Source organism: Planctomycetaceae bacterium (assembly GCA_041398825.1).
GTDB lineage: Bacteria > Planctomycetota > Planctomycetia > Planctomycetales > Planctomycetaceae > F1-80-MAGs062.
Genome location: JAWKTX010000005.1, coordinates 360,778 through 382,518, shown reverse-complemented (window position 1 = coordinate 382,518; position 21,741 = coordinate 360,778). Strand labels below are relative to the sequence as shown.

General features: G+C 54.8%; 13 protein-coding genes. 5 read left to right on the top strand and 8 right to left on the bottom strand.

Features of this window, described 5'->3' with window-relative positions; all coding sequences use genetic code 11:
• Nucleotides 1-71: 71 nt before the first annotated feature.
• The 5 genes from R3C20_11815 to R3C20_11795 all read right to left on the bottom strand — a co-directional run bounded on the left by R3C20_11815 (nucleotide 72) and on the right by R3C20_11795 (nucleotide 7,712).
• Nucleotides 72-2,696 carry an alpha/beta hydrolase-fold protein gene (locus tag R3C20_11815; protein MEZ6041187.1) on the bottom strand — a complete coding sequence of 875 codons (2,625 nt, stop codon included), beginning with the start codon at nucleotides 2,694-2,696 and terminating at the stop codon, nucleotides 72-74.
• Between the two features lie 190 nt (nucleotides 2,697-2,886).
• On the bottom strand, nucleotides 2,887-3,801 hold the full coding sequence (locus R3C20_11810; GenBank protein ID MEZ6041186.1) for a dihydrodipicolinate synthase family protein: 915 nt from the start codon (nucleotides 3,799-3,801) through the stop codon (nucleotides 2,887-2,889).
• A gap of 173 nt (nucleotides 3,802-3,974) precedes the next feature.
• Nucleotides 3,975-5,417 carry a serpin family protein gene (locus R3C20_11805; GenBank protein MEZ6041185.1) on the bottom strand — a complete coding sequence of 481 codons (1,443 nt, stop codon included), beginning with the start codon at nucleotides 5,415-5,417 and terminating at the stop codon, nucleotides 3,975-3,977.
• A gap of 130 nt (nucleotides 5,418-5,547) precedes the next feature.
• Nucleotides 5,548-6,600: a hypothetical protein gene (locus R3C20_11800; protein ID MEZ6041184.1), complete on the bottom strand. Its 1,053-nt coding sequence runs from the start codon at nucleotides 6,598-6,600 to the stop codon at nucleotides 5,548-5,550.
• A gap of 77 nt (nucleotides 6,601-6,677) precedes the next feature.
• The gene (locus tag R3C20_11795; GenBank protein ID MEZ6041183.1) at nucleotides 6,678-7,712 is read right to left on the bottom strand and encodes a hypothetical protein; all 1,035 of its coding nucleotides are present in this window, start codon (nucleotides 7,710-7,712) and stop codon (nucleotides 6,678-6,680) included.
• Nucleotides 7,713-8,053: 341 nt separating this feature from the next.
• Here R3C20_11795 and R3C20_11790 point away from each other — a divergent pair, with 341 nt between their 5' ends.
• The 3 genes from R3C20_11790 to R3C20_11780 all read left to right on the top strand — a co-directional run bounded on the left by R3C20_11790 (nucleotide 8,054) and on the right by R3C20_11780 (nucleotide 11,727).
• Nucleotides 8,054-9,211, top strand: coding sequence for a hypothetical protein (locus tag R3C20_11790; protein MEZ6041182.1), 1,158 nt, complete (start codon nucleotides 8,054-8,056; stop codon nucleotides 9,209-9,211).
• Between the two features lie 214 nt (nucleotides 9,212-9,425).
• Nucleotides 9,426-10,214, top strand: coding sequence for a hypothetical protein (locus R3C20_11785; GenBank protein MEZ6041181.1), 789 nt, complete (start codon nucleotides 9,426-9,428; stop codon nucleotides 10,212-10,214).
• Between the two features lie 88 nt (nucleotides 10,215-10,302).
• The gene (locus R3C20_11780; GenBank protein ID MEZ6041180.1) at nucleotides 10,303-11,727 is read left to right on the top strand and encodes a hypothetical protein; all 1,425 of its coding nucleotides are present in this window, start codon (nucleotides 10,303-10,305) and stop codon (nucleotides 11,725-11,727) included.
• Nucleotides 11,728-11,788: 61 nt separating this feature from the next.
• Here the strand turns inward: R3C20_11780 and R3C20_11775 are convergent, their stop codons facing one another.
• A complete protein-coding gene (locus tag R3C20_11775) occupies nucleotides 11,789-15,148 on the bottom strand; it encodes a PAS domain S-box protein (protein ID MEZ6041179.1) in 3,360 nt (1,119 codons plus the stop codon).
• A gap of 833 nt (nucleotides 15,149-15,981) precedes the next feature.
• On the opposite strand from R3C20_11775, the gene R3C20_11770 reads away from it, so the two are divergent.
• The gene (locus R3C20_11770) at nucleotides 15,982-17,154 is read left to right on the top strand and encodes an AI-2E family transporter (protein ID MEZ6041178.1); all 1,173 of its coding nucleotides are present in this window, start codon (nucleotides 15,982-15,984) and stop codon (nucleotides 17,152-17,154) included.
• Between the two features lie 39 nt (nucleotides 17,155-17,193).
• Here R3C20_11770 and R3C20_11765 read toward each other — a convergent pair whose 3' ends face one another.
• Nucleotides 17,194-17,397, bottom strand: a complete 204-nt coding sequence (locus tag R3C20_11765; GenBank protein ID MEZ6041177.1) for a carbon storage regulator — start codon at nucleotides 17,395-17,397, stop codon at nucleotides 17,194-17,196.
• Between the two features lie 360 nt (nucleotides 17,398-17,757).
• Between R3C20_11765 and R3C20_11760 the strand changes: the two genes are divergently transcribed.
• Nucleotides 17,758-18,180: a hypothetical protein gene (locus R3C20_11760; protein ID MEZ6041176.1), complete on the top strand. Its 423-nt coding sequence runs from the start codon at nucleotides 17,758-17,760 to the stop codon at nucleotides 18,178-18,180.
• 124 nt (nucleotides 18,181-18,304) lie between these two features.
• Here R3C20_11760 and R3C20_11755 read toward each other — a convergent pair whose 3' ends face one another.
• Nucleotides 18,305-21,706, bottom strand: a complete 3,402-nt coding sequence (locus tag R3C20_11755) for a response regulator (protein MEZ6041175.1) — start codon at nucleotides 21,704-21,706, stop codon at nucleotides 18,305-18,307.
• Nucleotides 21,707-21,741: the final 35 nt, after the last annotated feature.

Here is a 21,741-nt window from a genome sequence, read left to right as displayed (position 1 = left end):
CATTGGCACGATCAATTTGTCTGAGATTCTCCGTTGGGTGAACAGGAAATCAGGAATCGGAGCTTTGAAATCTACTTCCCTGGCTTCTCTACCGTCAGCTTCCTGCAATAAATCTTGGTGCCATGCGCGATGTACAGCGTGCTGTGATCGGGGCCGGCGAGCATGCAGGTGGTGAGGGGTTGGTCTTTGTCGACTTTGGGGAGAACTCCGCACGGGCGGCCGGTCGGGTCGAAGATCTGGACTCCGAGTTCACTCGTGACGTAGTAACGGCCGACTTTGTCAACGGCCATGCCGTCTCCTTTGGCCACCTGGACATACGGCGGAGCTTCGCCGAATTTGAATTCGCCTTTTTGATCGATCGGCAGACGCATTGGCATCGTCGGCATTTTGGCGTCGAGTATTCCGTCGGCGTTGACTCGGAAAGTCCATGTGTGGGTGCCGCCGTAATCGGAAACCGCCAGCGTTCCTCCGTCGTTGGACAGTGCGATGCCGTTGGGTTTGGTGATGCCTGTGTCAACCACGGTCACTTCGCCGCTGGCTGGGTTGATCCGCACGACTTCTGATTTGCCCGTCTGGGTAAACAGGATGAATCCGTCTTTGGTGACGGCCAGGTCGTTGGGTTTGACTCCTTCAGCAATGACTTTGACTTCGCCATTGGCCGGTTTGATGCTGATGACTCGGGACTGCGAACCCTGGCAGGCATACAGCAACGAACCATCAGCGCTGAATTCCAGGCCACTGACGCTTTCTTTGCAGATCTCCGTGCGAGATCCATCGGCGGCATTGATACGAATGACGGCGGGCGCTTTCATGTCGCAGAAGTACAGGTTGCCGTCTTTGTCGGCACACAGCGCATCTGCAAAGCCGAGATCACCTGCAACGAGTGTCCAGCTTTCGCCGGGGATCAGCAGGTTCAGCAGTGTGAGGTCGCCGCCGAGATCGCCTTTGGTGTCGATCATGGGCGTGTGCTTTTCAGTTCGCCACAACCACTTCATCGCTTCAGGAAATTTTGATCCACCGAAGTCGGCGTTGTGAGCGTACCCTTCCGCCTGATCGAATCGCGTGTCGTAACCCATGTAGCTCAAGGCCGAGGCCATCTGCAGATTCGACCACCACCAGCTTCCGAATTGATTGTCGACGTCGCCGCTGGTGTCAGCCATGTAGACTCGAATGGGCTTTGGTTCGGTCTTGCGAACCAGCGATGGATACACATTGCCGCCTCGCAGATTCGTGAAGCTGCCGACGCTGCTGTAGACCTTGCGGAAGACGTCCGTGCGTTCCCATGCGGCGGTGAAGGCACAGATAGCTCCGCTGCTGGAACCGCCGATCGCGTGCATTTCGGGATCGTCGGAAATGTTGTACTTCCTTCTGACCTCCGGAATGATTTCTTCCGTCAGAAAGCGGACGTAGCGATCGCCGAGACTATCGTATTCCAGACTGCGGTTGGAGTGTTTTCCGTTTTGGCGAGGCCTGGATTTTTCGTGACCGGGATTGATGAACACGGCAATCGTGGGCGGCATCTCACCGCGAGCGATCAGGTTGTCGAACACCACGGGAACTCGCCAGCGACCTTTCTCGTTCATCATGCCGATGCCGTCCTGAAACACCATCAGAGCGGCAGGCTGGTCGGCCTTGTACTGAGCCGGAACATAAATCGCCCAGTCGCGAGTTGTGCCGCCGAAGACTTTGGATTCGAACGCTTCCTGCATTTCGACGACGCCTTTGGGGACGCCATCCTGCGCAACAGCGTCCGGATGCGGCACCCATTCGGGCTTGGTGTTCACGATCGGCATGTTGGTGGATTCCGCGTTATCATCCCACAACCATCGCAGAGCGTTCGGAAGTTCTTCGCCGCCCCACTTGCCGCTGTGACCGCCTTCGGTCATCACCAGCTTGTAGTTATAGCCCGCAAACTGCAGAGCCTGAGCCAGATCCTGATTGCTCAGTGGCCAGTTGCCGTGCAGATTGTTCAGGTCTTCTTTGCCTTCCTGCAGATAGACCTTGATGGCCTTTGGCTTGTCCTTTGTCTTGCGAACGAGACCCGGGTACGCCCAGCCGCCGCGAATGTTGGTGAAGCTGCCGATGTGGCTCAGCACTTTGCCGAACTGATCCGGCCGTTCCCATGCAACCGTAAATGCGCAAATGCCGCTGGATGAAATCCCGCAAACGGCTCGGTCTGCAGGATCGCTGGATACGTTCAGTCCGTTCAGGGCAACGGGCAGAAACTCGTCGATCAGAAACTTCGAATACGTGTCGCCGAGCGAATCATATTCAAACGAGCGGTTGCTGCGGTCTCTGGCACCGTCCATGGTGGCCGGGATGTTGCCGGGATTGACAAAGACCGCAATTGTGACCGGCATGGCTTTCTGATGAATCAGATTGTCCAGCACAACGGGAGCTCGAAATGCACCCTTTGGATTCGAGTATCCCCGGCCGTCCATGAACACCATCAGGTTCGCTGGCTGGTCGGCCCTGTACTGAGCAGGGACATAGATGCTGTAGTCGCGCGTTGTTCCCGGATAAGTCGCACTGTCAGTCCAGGTTCCGTCGGTGATCTTTCCCTGAGGAACACCGTCATGAACAATTCGATCGGGATGATCCTGAGCTGCAGCAGGAATGCCATTCGCAGCATTGAGTGTCAGCAATACCGTCGCGATGAATTGAATTCGGTGGACCCATAAAGTTGGACAGCGCATTTGGAAGGAGCTCCCTGTTGGTTTTCTGGCTAACAATGACAGGGATTCTGACAGGCTCACGACCGAAAATCACGCCAACACCAATCACCTGTTTCCCCGGATGCGAATCGCGGCAGATGTTGTAACGCTGCCACGTACCGGGTCTCGAGGTCCTTCGACACACTGGTTTCGCCGCATGAAACGGCAAGCATTACTGGACTGCGCTGGTGCGGGATTCGAATCCAGCCAGCCATTCCTGAACTCTTGCGCGTTCAGGTGGCTTGAACACATCAAACGGCGCGGCGAGTAGGCCAGAGCAAAGCCCCTTCAGCTCCAGAGCACACTTCAGGCCTTTCAGGTACGACGAACCGTATTTGCCAAAGGTGTACAGTGTCTGCAATTCGACAACGGTCTGCTGAAGTCGTTTCATGGCCTGCGTGTCCTCTGCCTGAATGGCTGCCAGCAAATCTGTGAACAGCTTTGGACAAAGATTCGCGCCTCCTGTAACTCCGCCAACGGCCCCCAGTTTCATGGCATCGATGAGCAGTGCCTCCGGTCCCATCAGAACGGGCCAGCCTGGTCTGTTCTGACTGGCGATTTGAATGGACTGACCGAAGTAGTCCAGATCGCCGGAACTATCTTTTAACCCGACGATGTTGTCGTGTTGGATCAATGCCGTCAGCGTATCGAGCTCAATCACAATGCGAACGCAGGATGGCATGTTGTAAAGGATCAGTGGCAGCGGCGAATCGTTGGCCAGTTCGGTAAACCAGTGCCGAAGTTCTGTCTGGCCAGCCGGGAAATAAAAAGGAGGAGCGGCCACGACGGAGTGAGCTCCATTATCGCAGGCAAACGACGCCAGCCGGATCGCATCGACCAGAGACGTATCCGTGATGCCTACGTATAAAGGAACACGTCCACGAAGGACGCGAGTCGTTTCGGCGATCATTTCGCGGCGAAGATTTTCACTCAGGCTCGGACCCTCACCGGTCGTCCCCAGAATGAACAACCCGTCGACACTGGCTTCGATCTGCGACTCGATTAATCGCTCTAACCCGGCTCGATCCAGTGTATCTCTGTCTGCAAGTGGCGTGACCAGTGGTGGAACGATGCCCTGGATAGTCATTGGATTCTCGAGGTGAACGCGAATTGGATTCAGTATTTCAGGCCACCTTCACGGGATCACCCCGGCAGAAAGAGCCCGCATTGCCGCCGAATCGTAGTCGATGCGAATGGATGTTCAATTGCTGTGCAACTTCGACAGGCATCCAGGTTGGGCTCTATTCAGCGGGATTAACTCTACTGCATCGGATTTTGGATACGGCCCATGAAGAGAACACACCCCGATTTGCGATCCCGGATGATCATCAGGAACGGTCGATCCGCTTTAAACGTGGGGGTGAATGGCCGTTTTGACTGGACACTGGTCGGTCCAACACCAACAAATGCCGTTGCGGCAGCTGCCTCGGTCCCTTTCTCGTCAACTTCCAGAAACGCCTTATGGACGACCGTGTCAAAGTGAATTTCTTCGGAGGTCATTGCATCCAGCTGAGACTGGCCTGCCGTGAAAACACGCTTTATCCCCATCGATGGAAGCATACCCGACGCGGAAAGGCCTCCCTGAGCGAGAGTGTAACCGGTTTCCAGTTTCAGTTTTGGCAGGTCAATATTGGTCGGCCGTTTCACCAGTCGAGACACCCAGGAAGTGAGGTTCTCCTCCGTCAGCATCGATTCAATCCGATTCAGACTATCGATCTGCGAAGGGGCAATCAGGACCATCGATAAGGTGTTTCCTTCATAAGGCAACTCTGCCATGCTGAAGCCATCCGCCGGATAGAATTGTACTTCCTCAGGCTCCCCATTCGGGGAACGGCGACTCATCGGAATCATGCGAGGTGTCTCAAAGAACGAACCGTCGGAATGGAATGCTGCGTATCTTGCTTCGCCATGAGAACGGATTGACATTGTCGGGACGTCAATCTTTGTTCCATCGGCCAGCAGAAACGGTCTGGGCTTCGTCAGACTCCTATCGAACTGAACGGACCAGTCTCCGCGAAAATAGATGGCATTCACCAGAACCATTCTTGTCGCAGGACTTACTGAGCCTTTTGATAACAAGTCCCTGATCCGGCGATTGGTTCGGTCTTCGACCCAGGAGTTGATCTCCTGCCGGACAGATTCTGATTGATGGCGGAAGTCGACGGAAAACGGTCCGCCGGTTCCAAAATGACGATTGAGAATTGCCGCAAACGGTGGACGGATATCAAACGAAGTATCCGCCCAGATTGCGTTTGCAATATTCAAATCACACTCACGTGTGCTCATAAGATTGTTAGACAGAGCAGCCATCGCTGCGTTCACGTCGAAGTGATCGTTCGGCAGCCGCATGACTCTTCGCATCTCGTCTGCTGTTTCATCAACCGCACCAGATGCCGCCATCATCAACGCTGTGGATACGGAATACGGAGAGAAGAAAACATTCTGATTCGGACCTTCCTTCGAAATGATCTGCTGGTACAGGTCGAGCCCGAACTGGTTACTTGCCTGTGACATCCGGACTTGAGTCCGTTCTGCCGTGCGGACTTCGTCGGGATTGCATGTGGGACGGGCGGAGAAGGCTTCTGTCGTCGCTGCAACGACGGCAAGCAGCAGGCTGAATCCAATAAGGAGTCGGGTCGCGGGCCGTTCGGTAGATTGCCATCGGTGACTGCGGGCGACGACTTCGGATAATTGACGGTGCATTGGTATGGCTCTCTGCAAAAAACAGGCGAACGTCGTGATCGACGAAGGCTGGAAGCTGACAGGTTGAACAGCCTCTTGTTTGCGCGGAGCCGAATATTGTTACGAAGAATTCGGGAAGATTCCGGTAGGCTCAGCGACCAGTACCAAACAAGCGGTATTGACCGTTGGACTGTCGAGCCAGGATTTCAAGCCAGCTGGTACTGCGATCACTGATGGCACCTGAACCGAATTCCACGACGTGAATGGTCGTTCGCCCTGCCAGTGACTTAATGTCGCGAAGGTCTGCCGGATACAACGCGGGTTCCCGACCGTCGGTCAGAAAGTAGATGACATCGGGCTCCAGACTGAGTGCTTCCAGCAGAGCGGGTTTATGTTCGGTTCCGTTTTCCGGTTGTTCCCGATCCACCGCGGTCCCGGCCAGCATCACATTGACGGGAGTTGCAAAGTACATATCCCGAGGCGGTTTCAGCCGCAATCGGTGGGTTCCTTCACTATAGAAGATCACCTGAAACTGCTGATTCGGCTGCAGCAATCGAAGGCTGGCTTTCAGCTGGCTCGTGGCAACCTGCAAACGATTTCCTTCGCTCATACTGGCTGAGACATCGATGACGTACACAAACTTGCTGCCGGAATCAGCGATATCCATGAAGGCTGTCTGACCGGGCCCGAGGGCTCCGGTGCCGACAGCCTGCTGCCCGACCGCACCAGACGGTGCAATCAGTCCACCGCCTGCGAGCAACTCAGCAGGGACACCCGATATTGGCTGACCGGCTCCAATGACTGCCGGCAGATCCAGATTGCTGCTGGATTCGGAGGGCGAATTACTGTCCGGTTGCCCCAGTAACTCACGAATATCCGGAGCCTGTTCAGGCAGGGGGGAATCCATGACTGATGGCGTTGCTGTCATCTCAGATTCAACGGGTTCGGCTGGGCTGGGCGTGTTTTCGAGCGCCTGCCCGGTTCCCTCACCTGAATTCGGTGAGATCTCGTCACTGCCATCCACCACGAATAAACCGACTTCGCGAAATTTCGCTCCGCCGGAATCACCAGTCTGCGTTTTCTGACACCCCCGCAGTGACATCCCGGCAATAACAAAGATCAGGACATGCACAAGTATCGAACCAGCCGCGCTGCCGTAAAGGGACGGAGAGTGCCTCGCTGTTGACCGCGTTGCTGTTTGCATCTCTCGACAACTCCTCAAACCGGCATTGTCCGTTCAACTGATCAGACTTCGGTTCACTTTTTCAGACGGTCGAATCGCTATTGTTGGGGCGGGGCACCCTGACCGGATTGCCGAATCTCCTGAAGCGTCTGCTCTGTAATGTCCTCTTCCACGACACCTTCCGGTGCTTCAAACTGAAACAGACCTTCATCAAGCGCTTCATTGAGAACGATTTGACGCAGATCCATGGTGACGATTGGACGGACCTGCTTCACACTGGGGTCCTGACTTCGCTTGAGATACTGGATGCGACGTGGCAGGCTGGTTTCTTCGTCGACATAGATGCGAACATATTCCGGAATAAAGTCCTGAGGAATAACTTCGGCATCGGGTGGCAGCTGAAATAATTTCTCCCGGATTTCGCTGTTCCACCGTCCGTTGATGACCAGGACGGGCCGGTCTGCAACAAGCTCACGGCGAACCGGCATAAACTCCATCGTCTTTTCGATGCGAGCGAACAGCGTCTTCAACCCACCAAGACCGAGGTCCTGAATTGCCCGCGACGAATCGTAGGCCGCCAGATCGGCGGTGGCTTTCAGAATATCGTTGATGTTTCGGCGTGTGACTTTCCTGTCAGCACCGTTCTGCCAGTAGGAATAGACGATAGAACCGTCGCTCACCTGTGTCAGTGAACCGCGAGCATCTTTGGAGACGTCTTCGGGAATTTCTCCATCCAGTGTGACTGGCTGTGCATTCGAGTTTGTAGCGCCGGTGGAGGGCATAATTCGAAATTCGAGCCGGAAACGATTGCCTGACGACTGAAGGTAGCGTCCAGCGGCTGAGAATTTCATGCCCGACAGGATGACCGTCTCATGAAGGTCGCAGGAAAGAGAATCCAGCCCATCCAGTTTGGCTCTGACATTTGACAAGAGAGCGGCCGGGGCCGGAACGCCTTCCTGAGACACCTCGCGGGAGGGATTTTCCTTCGTTTCGTCGGCGGATGCTGCTGGGGCGGCAGATTCGTCGGCCAAAGCTGCCGGCCGTATCCAGAAAAACGCGACCAGCGATATGGCAACAGCGGCAGCTGCAGTGAGGCGAGTGAACATTGTCAAAGTTTGCGGCTTGTAGTTCATGGCGGGATTTTGCGGGATTTGTCAAAGAAACGTGTTGTTCCGACCCGAATAGAAGACAGAAGGACCGACGGTTTCGTTCGTGGCGGACTGATTGCCTGGTTATGGAATAGCCGTGAGGCCATTCAAACCAGCCAACAAACGACATCAGAGCAGTAGACCGGCAGTCAACAGGCCTGGTTGAGAGCCAGACTGCAAAGCGCATTCTAAGGCGACCCCGGTATCGAGGTCGACGGCAAATGTGCCATCGGAAAAGCATTGAGTCAGTTCCTCACATTGAAGATACGGTCATCTGACGGGTAGCTGTTGGCGGAATCACTCAGCAGCACAAGGAAAGGGTTGCGATGAAGATGTACTTTCTTGCCCTGGGCGCCCTCGCGGTTGTCTGCATGGGCTGCGCCGGCGTGGACGGCCAAGGCGTCCTGAGAACAGACGAATACGTAGCCCCTCCGGCTGCAATGATGCACCATCCCGGACCGATGGTCGACGGGCCGGGACCGGGTGTGCTGGGAATGCTGGCTCAGCCAGGCGGCGGAGCAATGATGGCTCCCGCCGGTCCTCCAATGAACACACAGGTCAAATTTCTTGGCCAGCCGGGAATGGCAGTGGGCTGGGCCGTGGGCGACGTCATCGCTCGCAACCAGCGATATATGCCAGGTCGGGCAGACTTTCCTCAGGGGTCAGTCTACCAGCTGGTCTTCAACAGCATTCCTGGCGAAGGCTGGGAAGGTGTGAGCCTGTATCCGACTCTTGAAGTCCGTTCTGCTCATCCAAACACGCTGTCTTATCTGGCACACAATACAGTACCGGTAGAGATTACCAACGAAGATCTGGAACACATCCGCAGCAACAACATGGTGACCAAGGTGATCTACCTGCCGGATCCTCAGTTCCAGGCTCGAGCAATTGCCGGCGTTGAAACGCTTGTTTCAACAACGCTCGATCCGGGCATTGATCCCATCCAGCAGGCTGAACGCATGGGTACAATCATGGCGGTTCTGCGTGTAGGCAACAAGGAGCTGAACTTTGAAGAGCAGCAGGTTGATGCCAGTGGTGCGGTTCGCCCAGTTAACTACGTGATCTACAACGGTGATGAAGGACAATACGCTCCTCCGACACCCATCGCAATGATTCCTTCTGATATCCAGGGGGTTCCGGGAACCATGATTGCTGCCGGTGGCGGTGCTCCTGGTCAGCCGATCATGCCGGTCGCCGGTATGGGATCGATGCCAGCCTGGGGAATGCCTCAGACCGGTACTCCGATCGGACTCGTTGGACCGCCACACCTTCCGCTGGGCGGACCAGCCGGCCTGCAGTCTCACACCATTCGCAATCTCAGCGACAATCGGATGCCAGACCCTGTTGATCATATGCTGATCGATGTTGAGCATAATCCTGGCTACAGCGTGCCGGATCCTGTCCGACACATTCAGTACCGGGAAACACATCCGGTACACACACCGGGTGAAGTCGCAACTCCGGCATTTCAGGGTGGGTTCTAAGCACCAGAGATTCGGAAGAGACCGTTGACTACAGGCTATTGCCAAATCAGGAACTGAGAATCGGGGGCGATTCGAAGCCGAATGCTTCGATCGCCCTCCTTTCGTATGACAGTCCGGGATCACTCGTTCGACAGCAAACAGCAAGTGCGAACGGCTGACCAGTAAATGAATGGATGGAACCATGAGACGGATGCTCAGCCCCGCCCCCCGAATAATGATCGCAATTCGACAAAAATCACTGCTTACCAGGAGCAGTTCGAACCGCTTTCTGCCTGTTTGCGCTCTGGCAACGCTGCTGATCAGCCTCACGACAGGCACGTGCACGGGGCAGTCGCCCGGTGAAATGTACCATCCCCTGAATCATCGCATGCCTCCGGGGATGGCGGCAGGCATGTTAAATTCCGTCCGCGGATACAATCCATCCTATCTGCAGCCGGTTCGGGTTGAGTTGCCAACGGATGGAATCGTATCCGTCTACTCAGCCTCCACTGCACCCTCCGGCAACGCGAGAACTCCGGCACAGTTTTCAATCAACGCGGGCCACGTCTACCGACTTCGGCTGTCTGAACTTCCGGAACTTCCGGGAGCAGAAATCTATCCAACAATCGAACTGCTGGACCATCTGCATCCACCCGCAGGCATGGAACACAATTTTCCCGTTCCCGTGGTTTTCTCACTCGATGATCTGCAGGTGGCTCTCTCGGGAAAGCTGGTCACTCGCATTATCTACCTCGAACAACCATCGATGGCTCAGTTGCTGGATCCACTTCGCCGTGAGATTCCACAGACTGTTTCTCCTGCAGATAACGCGCTTAAAGAAGCGGACCGGCTGGGTCGACCGATTGCCATCGTTCGCATCGGCGGACGCACTCCCGCCGGTCCCGATGACGCCCAATTCTACTATGGAACCGGCGGCGGGGTTGATATGACTGTACCCGAAATCAGAAACCCTGGCTTTGTGCGATTGTCTTCGGATGCCCGTCCAGCTCTGGCTTCAAACTAGATAATCACAAGAACAGCGAATGCTGCCTGAATTTGTCCGGTTCGCCGGCGAAGCAAACGAATCAGAGACACCACGTCGGAACCTTCGAATGAACTCCAAACAACATCAATTCGCATGGCGACTCCGATTTGCTGCAGCCGCAGGACTACTTGTCATTCCGGCCTGCGGAATTCTGCCAGTTCAGACGGCACAGCCAGATCACGTCTTTTCTCCTCCATCTCCAGCAGATCTGGAACGAATTTACGAAGTAGATCCCGTGCCTGCACGAGCCGAGTACCCGGACGAACAGCAAGCTGGCGAAATTACATTTCGCGTTTCTGACGTCGGAAATAAGGCCGTCGCAACTTCAACATCGTCCGTGATGCCCGGCCCAAAGGGCATCCCTTCACCCGATCAGCGGTCTGCTGTTCGTCATGCGACATGGAATGCAGACGAAAGCAGGAATCCATTTCAGCTGGCATCCTTTGACGTTTCGGAAACGTACTCCGGCGGATCGTTGGCAAGGTTCATACCCGCCGAAGCAAGACAGGAACAACCCGTCGATCCAGCCCAGGCAGCATTGATGGAAACAGTGGCTGCTGGCCCAATGGCTGATCTGTATCCGGACGAGTACGTCTTCGACGGCGGAGACCGCGGCGCACCAGTGCACTACGGAGCAGGAGATCGTCGAGGCTTCGAAACAGAAGACACCATCGTTGAATTCGCCGACGAAACAGGTCGAAACCGAGTCAAACCGTCGAATCGGGTCGCAGTATATTCACCACGCTTTGGGTCGATCCGAACCATCGATGGACTCGAAGCTGAAATTGAAGTCAAAGGTGCAGTTGGTGCACGCGATGCGATTACGGCAGGCAACCTGAAACTGGGGCAGAATGTTGCTGAAAATCGCCACGGAACCGGTATCGTCGGTCTGGGCTCCAGCCGGCGCGCGGACGGTGTTGAAATGGCCTTGCCTCCATCAGCTTCCGCTGGTGCTTCACGCCCGTCCACGAATCGAAAAGTGGATCAAAGCTTCGAAGGCCGCAAGTACATCGGCCTGGATGCTTTCGACTACGCAAACGCAGCGATCGTCACCGAGAAACGGCAGAACGCAGTGGTGTGGACGAGAGATCTGTTCCCGCAGATCACCGCGAACACAACTTCAAACTCGGAAGTACGTTCCGTGTTTAAGGTTCAGGAAACAATCGGCGTCGAAGATCAGCGACGTATCAAGGGCGATATCCGTATTATCAAACTGGCTGATCGTGACACCGCACTGGCTGGCGACGTGGTGACCTTCACCATTCAGTTCGAAAACCCGGGAGACTTCGATGTCTACGATGTTCGAATCGTCGACAACCTCACTCCTCGACTCGAGTATATCCCGGAAAGCGGCTCAATCGACAACGACAACCCCGGACAGTTGTCAGTTACATCCAACGGCGAGGGCAGCCATATTCTTACGTTCACACTGGATGGCCCACTGAAAGCTCATTCCCGTGGCGTGATTACATTCGAAACGAAAGTCCGTTAGGGACGGCCAACCGGAATACCGCATTTCGATGCGGGAAAGCCTGGCCAGTACCTGCCCGCGATCACTCTGCCTTCAGTAAGACGTGGTCCGTCGGGGGCAGGTACTTGCTGATCATTCTCAGCAACAGGGGGCCATCCAGCGGTTTGGTTGTATAGTCTGTGCAGCCGGACTGCAGGCATTTGTTACGGTCGTCCATCATCGCGTTGGCCGTGAGCGCAATGATGGGAATCCGGCATCCGCGTTCTCGCAGAGTCCGGGCAGCCGTATAGCCGTCAACTACGGGCATCTGCATATCCATCAGCACCAGATCGATGCCATGGGGTGCTTGACTGCCAGTGAGACGATCGATGGCTTCCTGACCATTGGTTGCTGTCAGGACTCTGCCGCCCGCTTTTTCAATCATATGCTGCGCGAGAAATCGGATGTCTCTGCGATCATCAACGACCAGGATAGATCCATGCAGTGACACCGCCTCCTGTTCGGGACGGCGCAGGTTCTGGAAGACGGATGCTTCGACGAGCTGAAGATCTTCGATATCGCCGCAATCCAGGACCAGTGTGAACGTACTACCCTGACCCGGTACACTCGACACCAGAATTTCACCATTCAGCGCATGAGCCAGGCGACGGCAGATGGCGAGTCCCAGCCCTGTTCCTTCGTAAGCGCGCGTCGAAGACGTATCAACCTGCATGAAGGGTTCGAAAAGCTGATGCTGATCTGACTGGCTGATGCCGATGCCTGTGTCCGAAACGACAAACAGCATCGCTTTGCGCTCAGGATCGAATCGCGCGATCAGTTCGACCCGACCTTCGTCCGTAAACTTGATGGCATTCCCAACCAGGTTCAGAAGGATTTGTCGAAGTCTGATGGCGTCACTTTCGATGGCGGCCGGAATGCGGCCATCAATTCGAACCGCAAGGGCCAGCTGCTTTTCTTCTGCCCGGACGTCCATCAGAGACTGGATATCTGCCAGCAGGCTGTCCGGCTGAACCTTGTTTCGTTCCACATGAAATCGGCCCGCATCAATGCGGGAAAGGTCCAGAATGTCATTGATGATCTGCAGGAGAAACTTTCCATTCCTGCGGATGGTGTCGATGCATGCCAGATTGTCCGGGTTCTGAACATGACTGGCCAGAATGTCTGCATGCCCAAGGATTGCCGTCATGGGAGTGCGAATTTCGTGGCTCATGTTGGCCAGAAACTCTCCTCGCGCATGGCTTGCGGTTTCGGCCGCTTTCCTCGCCTGCTGAAGTGACTCTTCGTATTCCTTCAATTCTGTAATGTCTGTGTTCGAACCAAACCAATTGACGATGTTTCCCTGTCCATCACGGATTGGCAACGCACGTGATAAGAACCAGCGGTAGCGACCGTCTTTTCCTCGAAGCGGAAACGTATCCTCCCACGGTATACCCGTATCCCAGCTGTGCTGAATTCGCTCCACAACACGGTCAAGATGATCCGGGTGATGAACCTTCTTCCATCCCCATCCCTGCATCTCTTCGAACGTCGTTCCCGTGTATTCGTACCAGCGGCGGTTGTACCAGTAAATCCATCCATTCGCGTCAGCCATCCAGGCGAACTGAGAAATGTTGTCCGCGAGGGTCTGAAACCGCTCTTCACTCTCCTGAATAATCCTGGCGGATTTCTTCTGCTCTGTAATGTCGCGAACAATGGACGCGATTCCGATTTTTTCCTTCTTCGCATTCAGAATTGGCGAGATGTTCAGCACGACATCAATGGAGGTTCCGTCCTTTCGCAATCGCGCGGATTCGTACCGATCCACCGTCTCCCCGTTGCTGATTCTTTCGAGCAGCTGGCGCTCTTCTTCATGCAGGGATTCCGGCACAATACGGTAAACCGGCTGATTCAGAATTTCGGCCTCGGTGAAACCAAACAGCCGCTCAGCTGCCGGGTTCCAGCTCGTCACAATTCCTTCAAAGCTCTTTCCAATGATGGCGTCGTTCGAAGACTCCACAATTGCCGCCAGCCGCATTCGATTCTCTTCTGCCTGACGCCATTCGCGGATGTCTTCGATCATAACAACATAGAAATCAGGCTTTCCGACGTTGTCTCGCATCAGCGCGACTGTCAGATTCACCCAGACCGGATCACCATTTTTGCTCAGGTATCGTTTCTCCAGTGCAAAAGACGGGATGTCACCCGCAAGCAGCTGTTTGACCAGTTCCGTTGCCAGCGTAACGTCTTCGGGATGGGTGATCTCCAGAGCGGTGCGGCTCAGCAATTCATCCCGTGAGTAACCAGTGATCTCGCAGAGTTTTTCGTTCACGCGAAGCCACCGTCCATCCAGCATTACGTGGGCAATTCCAGTTGGAGCCCGATCGAAGGTTTCTCGAAAAGTCTGTTCATTCTGTGCCAGCCGCATCTCCTGCTGTCGGCGGCTGGTTACATCGCGAAATACCAGCACACACCCGGTCACCTGAGATTTTTCGTTCAGGATCGGAGCTGCATTATCTTCAATGAGCCTCTCGGTACCGTCTTTTGCAATCAACAGTGTGCTGCCTCTGTCACCAGTGATCCGGCTTCCCCTCAGCACGGCGGCGGCGGGACTGGGTGAAGGCTTTCGAGTCGCTTCGCCGATGATCTGAAACACGTCGGACAAGGGCCGCTGGACGGCATCCGAAGTCTTCCATCCCGTCAATGCTTCAGCCACGGCATTCATGTCGACAACGCGACCATCAGCGTCCGTTGAGATCACTGCATCGCCAATGCTGCTCAACGTAGTTCGGAGTCGTTCTCGATGTGCTGCGATGGCGTCTGTCGCGCGCTGCTGTTTTTCACTGTGACGTTCAACGACCTTACTATACATCACCAGTACCGCAATCACCGCGACGCCCAGCAACACAGCAATGAAAACAGAAAGCCAGTATGTAAATGTCGAACGCCGCTGCTGTGAGGCATGGTTACGAGCATTGTGCAGATTCAGGTCTTCAAAAATAACGCGCAGACGCTCCATCTCCTGCTTACCCCGATCACTCAGCATGATCGCACGAGCAGTCTCAAAACCCGATTCTTTTCGGGCATCGACCGATCGCGCCAGCTCTTTCATGCGTGCAGCCACATGCCGTCGGATTTCCGGCATTCGGCCCGCCAGCAAAGCGTCGTCTTCACCAAATTCATCCAGTGTTGACAGCAGGCGTTCAATTGCCGTAATCGATTCCCGATAAGGCTCCAGATATTCCTCTTCACCGGAGATCAGATAGCCACGCTGCCCGGTTTCGGCATCGACAATCATCGAAAGCAGCAAAGCAACCGTGGTTTGAATCTGTTGCACCTGAGCAGCATCGCGTTCGCTGTTACGAACCTGATGGATGGTGGCCACGCCCAGAACAACATTTGCTGCCAGCAGAAGCACGGTGGCCCAGGCGTACCGCTTCAGGTTGGGTTGTTCTGCGGGTTTCACAGTTCGTGTCGGCAATGCATCTTAAATCGGGAAACACCAGGGAGATTTCTGCAGCCCGTACACGGGTTGTGGCAGGATCATACTGGTGGCAATGTTGCTGCAACACGCAGCAATCGAATGGTCATCTGAATTTTCTCAAGGGGATAAGACTCCTGCGGCTCACACACCTAACTTAAACGGGCACTCTTAACGTCAGTTTGTCAAACTGTAATTCGGCGCGAAACGTCTCAGACTCCGGCAACGCAGAACGCGATGCGTTCTGCAGCATCCCGCCGCCTGAACAAAGACCACAGCAACAACTTCCCACGAAAAATCTCAAGGGACTGGCACGCAACCTGCTGAGAGTCCGTCAGGTAACATTCCTCTCTGTGAAGACGACCAACGTCTCACTGGTCTGTTTTGTGGTCGCATTCAGGAAAATGATGAAGGAAGAAGGACTCTCTTCATGAACACATTCCAAAATCCCCGGAATCAACACCCACAGGAAAATCGGAGCTTCAAGCCTTACAATACACTTTCAAACATTCGGGAGAATTCACAGCCCGTTCGACGCATCGTTGCCCGTGATCCTCTGATTCGATCGCAAATTGCATTTCTACGAATGCTCGTAGCAAGAAACTGACTTCCGAACGCCAAATTGGTAAATCCCCGGATTTGATGACTGTTGTTCCCGGAGCCATCCGCGGGATTTGCTCTCCCTCACGGATTCAGCACCACGGCTGTTGTCAGCCGCCGGTCTCACGTAAAAGTGAGTCCGCGTGACTGAATGGCTACACCATTGAGTGTTCAGGCCTTTTCCGCTGGGGACTCAGATGTTCGAAAGATGCAAAACGATGCCCCAAAAAACCGACTCGAATTGTCGAGTCAGAACGATCGGGAACCGCTCGCTCAATTTCAGCACAGTTCTGGTGGTCGAAGTGCTGATCGCTCTGGTGATTCTGCTTGTGGCTCCCGACGTCGTCTTTATTTTGTTCCTGGCGTTGTTGTTCGCAATACTTCTCCGGATGCAAACACGATTTGTTGTTCGTAACCTGAGGACCAGCTACCCGGTTGCTCTGGCAATCGTGCTGTCAACCGGTGCCGCGTCGTTTACGGCCTTTGGATACGCTTTCGGTGTTCAGATTAATCAGCAGCTTTCCGAAAGCGCTGATGTCATTGCGGAAGCGCGTGCCAGGGTTTCGGAAGCTGCCCTGGCAAGACCGCACCTCGTATCTTTGGTGAGGTCGACTCCGATCATCGGGGAATGGCTGATCCCGGAGCAGGACACCTCTCCCGAGTCTGACAGAGCGAAGACGCAGACAGATTCACGTGAGCAAACGGATTCAAATGACGTATCCGCCGGCGAGACGCTGGCAACGAGAGCCGCTGGACGAGGACTGCTGGCAGTTGGCAATTTGTTTCGCACCACGTTTGGCATAGCCATCAATAGTCTGCTGATTCTTGCCACAGGCATCTTCCTTGCCGCGACGCCAGGACAATATGTCGAAAACGGTTTGATGATGCTGCCACCAGACTATCGAACTGCAGCCAGTGCCTTCGTTCGGGAAGGCGTTCGCCGACTCGAACAATGGTTAATGGCGAGATTTGTATCCATGGGTGTGACGGGGCTCGGGGCCTGGCTTGTACTTTACCTTTGCGATGTGCCCATGGCTTTTATGACCGGATTGCTGACAGCAATACTGACGTTCATCCCAAACGCCGGAGGCATCTTGTCACTGTTGGTGGCCGTCCTGTTCGCTGTGCCTCAGGGAGCAGACACGGTGTCGATGGTCATCGGCGGATTCGCCGTCGTGCAGGTTCTGGAAAGCTACGTCATCACGCCAGTGGTTCAGCAATCCCAGGTATCATTGCTGCCTGCCAGTGTCATCATCACGCAGGCCATTCTGGGTGCCGTGTTCGGCTTTCTGGGCGCGGCTGTCGCCTCGCCTTTGCTGACACTACTGGGGACAATGATCGACATGTCCAACGAGCACGTCCCGGACGGGAACAACGCAGCAAACGTTTGAATTGCTCAGGTCCGATTGGGCACCGAGCGACTCCGAGCCCTACCCAATCGTCGCTCGATCGAATACGTCTTCTGAAGTTGCATCCGACAGAAGTTCGCGTGTGATCTCCGATCGCGTGATGCTCATCCCGTCAGGCGCCTCAATACCGATGCGAATTCGGTTGCCACGAATTTGAAGAATTCGAAGGTGCACTCGTCCGTCGATTACGATGACTTCATCCACTTTTCTTGAAAGTACCAGCATCTCCCTCTCCTCCCTGATTGCGCCATTGAAAAAAGCCTCGATTTAACAATGGACCGGACTTCAATTGACGAGCACCCGGTGCACACGTCATGCCATTACCGGCATTTCTTGCCGAAGCGCCAGAACTACGACCCTAATCTGCAGAAATCCAGTGATTTCCGGGACCAGATGCCTTTCACATTTCGTGTGCAACACCGGTGGTCCGACAGATTGGAAACCGCGCTGGACGCTCAGCGTCCAGTGGTTCCCGCCACCAACGGCAACGGCTGACAGTCGAGGGGCTCGAATGCCATTTGGCATGGCATTCGCGACGTCTGCAGTTCGATCAGGCAAACGGAAACTCTGCAGAAGGAGAATGCAATGAACCACTCCAGAAATCGATGGCGTGTGTGGCTGGTGATGCCTTTCCTGGTGATGGCGGTCGCTGCTGCCGACCGACACGCGAAGTTAACCAGCGCATGGCCGACGTTTGCACGAGACAATTTGCAGCCCGGCCCGGACCACGCTGCAACAAATACGCGACCCGGATCTCTGGATGACAGAGTCGATGCAGGCGCAATGACAGAGGGTATCGTTACCGAAGTCGATGATCATGCGCTGACAATTGCGATTGATGGCAACGAACGGACGTTCCGAATTCCCAATAGCTGTCCCGTGTTGAAAGACGGAGTGAGCACCACGCTGGAGGCTGTATTTGAAGGCGATGTGGCTCGAGTAACCGACCGTGATGGCAATCGGACCCCTGAGAAGATTGAGGCCTTTGGTCTTCAGTCCCGATTCTGATTGACAGCGTTCAACAGCCATCATGAAAGCAAATGCGCAGACACGGGGCAATCGTCAGAACTCAGGTCTAAGATTCAGATTCGCCGGAAAAGCAGTGGGCCGCCGGCGGTGTGGCCTGACGGGATTAGTGCTGTGCCTGCCAATTTCTCAGTGCTTCCGTCAGTTCTGCAATTCTTTGTTTCATCACGGTTAGGAGTTGGGAAATCTGAGCAGGACTGACATCTGAACAGGCTCTTTCAACAGCGAATGCTGCAGCGACTGCAGGTGCCGCTTCAAAATTTGAGCAGAGGCCTTTCAGGCTGTGGGCGATCCGCTTCGCTTCCGCCCAGTTAGCCACTGCCACTTCCTCACTCAGACGACTCTGAAGCTCGCCGGAATCCTCAAGAAAGAAGTCCACCATCTTCGCCAGTAAATTCACATCGTCGCCCATTCGACTCATGGCAACATCCACGTGCCAGACCCGACCGGTAGTCTCTGATGCACCCTCGGAGTTTCTTCGTAGTTCAGCCGGTGGTGTTGAATGGGAACTGCTCCTCAACGTCCATTGACCGCGGGAGCGATTCGGGGCGCCATTTTCAGGATCAACCTCAACGAGCGAATCAGTGAGTCGTTCAAGAGTATTCAGCAGCAAAGCGGCATCAATTGGTTTTGCAACGTAGGCATCCATACCAGCGGCGAGACAAGTCTCCCGATCGCCACGCATCGCGTGGGCAGTCATCGCCACGATGGGTATATGGCGGTTGCCACCTTCGCTACTCCGTATCGCTCGTACAGCCTGCAATCCGTCCATGATTGGCATCTGAACATCCATCAGAATCGCGTCAAAAGCTTCGCGTGTGTAAAAATCAATCGCTTCCCGCCCGTTGTGAGCGATGCGATACGAATGCCCCCGTTTTGCGAGGATAGCTTTGACAACTTTCTGATTCGCCGGAATGTCTTCGGCAACAAGAATCCGAAGAGGCCGCCTTGTCCTGACGATGCGGTCTTCGTTCGATTTGATCAATACAGCCTCCCCGAACGCTTCAGAGATCGCTCCGAGCAAACTGGACTGCGAAACGGGTTTATCCAGAAATGCACCGACGTCCAGATGTTCTATTCGCGACTTAAACAGTCGCTGATCCGCTGGCGACATCATCAGGATTGCTGTGCCATTGGATTCGGCGGAATTCTGAACGTGCTCCAGAAGGGCAACCCCGTCCATGCCCGGCATGACAGCATCGACAATCAACAGGGAAAAACCATCTCTGTCTGACGAGGCTGTCTGCAGAGCTCTTAATGCGGCATCACCACTCTCCGCGACTTCAGCCCGCATCGACCAGGATTCCACCATGTCCTTCAGATTGGCACGGATCGTTTCGTTATCGTCAACAATCAGTACGGCCGTCCCGGAAAGGTCGTCAATGATGGTGTCTGTAGTCGCGTCGCGATCAGTATCGCATTCACCTGTCAGAAAAGTCACCGTCAGAAAGAAACTGCTCCCACTACCGGGCTTGCTTTCAACACGGATTTGCCCACCCATCAGGGTTGCCAGTTCTCGGCAGATTGACAAGCCGAGCCCTGTACCAGCGTATGAACGCGTTGTTGAGGCGTCCGCCTGAGTAAACGGAGCGAAAATTCGTTCGTGGTCCTCCGGGCTGATGCCTATTCCGGTGTCTCGCACGCAAAACGTAAGTGTGACGGTTTCACAATTCGCCTGGTTGGCAGAATCCTGTGAACCTCCGACAAGAACGTCTTCAACCCCAATCGTTACAACAACCTCGCCAGACTCCGTGAACTTGATCGCGTTATTTGTCAGATTGCTCAGTATCTGTTGCAGCCGGATTTCATCTCCGACTACACATTGCGGCACGGAAGAACTGACATCCGCAACTAGCTCTAATCCTTTCTCATGAGCTCGAAAAGACAACGCTCGAAGAGTCTGGTCAAGCATTCCCCGGATATCGAACGGCGCATTCTCCAGCTCAAATCGCCCAGCTTCCAGGCGAGAGAAATCCAGGATTTCGTTAATCAGGAACAACATCGTGTCTGCTGAATCCCGGACCGTCTCCAGATAGTCGCGAACATCCTCTGGCAACTCTTCCTTCAGCGATAAATCTGTCATGCCCAGAATTGCGTTCATAGGCGTGCGCAGCTCATGGCTGATGTTTGCCAGAAATTCGCTCTTCGCCAGATTCGCTGCCTCGGCGATTTCCATAGCCTCCTGCAATCGGTGTTGGGCTTCCTTACGGCGAGTGATGTCTCGCTCGATGGATGCCGTTCCGATGACGCGGCCCTCTTCGTTCATCAAAGGAGACAACGTCAGCGAAACATTAATCACTTCGCCGGACTTACGCTGGCGCTGAGTTTCGAATTGCTCGAGTCGCTGACCCGTTCGGATGGACTCCTGAATCTCCCGCTCTTCCTGTCGAAGTGAGCCCGGCAGAATGATTTCGATGGACTGACCAACCGCTTCGTCAGCGGAGAAACCGTACAGGCGTTCTGCACCTTTATTCCAGCTCGTGATGATTCCCCCGGGGTCTTTGCTCAGAATTGCGTCATAAGTCGATTCGACGATTGCAGCCAGCCGTCGCCGCTCCTCTTCCCACGCTCTCCGTTCAATAGTGTGTCCCAGGGCACGACTGAGCTTTCGGACCAAATTCCGAAGCCCGACATCCGGGGGCTCATTTTCCGTCAAAAAGAACTGCAGAACGGCGATCACCTCGCGGCGATGCCGGACCGCGACACAATACTGACTTCGAATATCAATGTGGTGACCTGAGTCCTGCGAATACGGATCTGAAGGCTGAATTCGCTGCCATTCAGACTGCCCCGTTTCCCAGACCTGGCCCGCCAGGTCTACATTTCGCCGGAAAGCCTGACCTGCGAATACTTCGCAGAAGGGCTCATTCACTTTGTCAACGCACGTCCACACTGTCGACAGCAGCGTTTGCTCGTCATCCGATGGCAATAACGCCCGGCCGATCGGCCAGTGCGTTATCTCGCAGATGGAATGCAGAGTCTCCAGCAATGCACTTTCGAAGGATTCATCCTCGTTGGCGTGCAATGCATCCGGATTGAGAAGACGCGACTCCATTCGCTGCCGTGCCAGCAACGCTTCCAGATAATCGGATTGCGAACTGTCGCGGAAGAAACCGATCACGCGAACGTGACCTTCTTCCTGAACCGTGTGGTACCAGAACCTGACAGCAATCCTGCGTTGTTCCCGGTTCCGGACCGTTATGCGCCGCTGCCCCTGAAAAGGGATCGATGCGGCCACAAGCTGCTTCATCGCTTCGCGGTACTGGTCAGCAATCTCCGGCGCGATGATCAGTTCGCTGGCGTTCCGGCCGATGGCTTCGGTTGCGTCCCAGCCGAACAGCTTTTCCGCAGCTCGATTCCAGCGGAGTATGGTGCCGTGGCTGTCACTGACGACAATCGCGTCAGGATTCTCGTCAATAATTGCCTCTGGTACGGCCATCGTAATTGGAATCGGCTTGTCTTCCGATGTGATTGATTCTGGTGTAGGAAATGAATTAACCGTCAGCACCAGTTTGGCAGCAGATCTATCTCAAGTACCAGAAC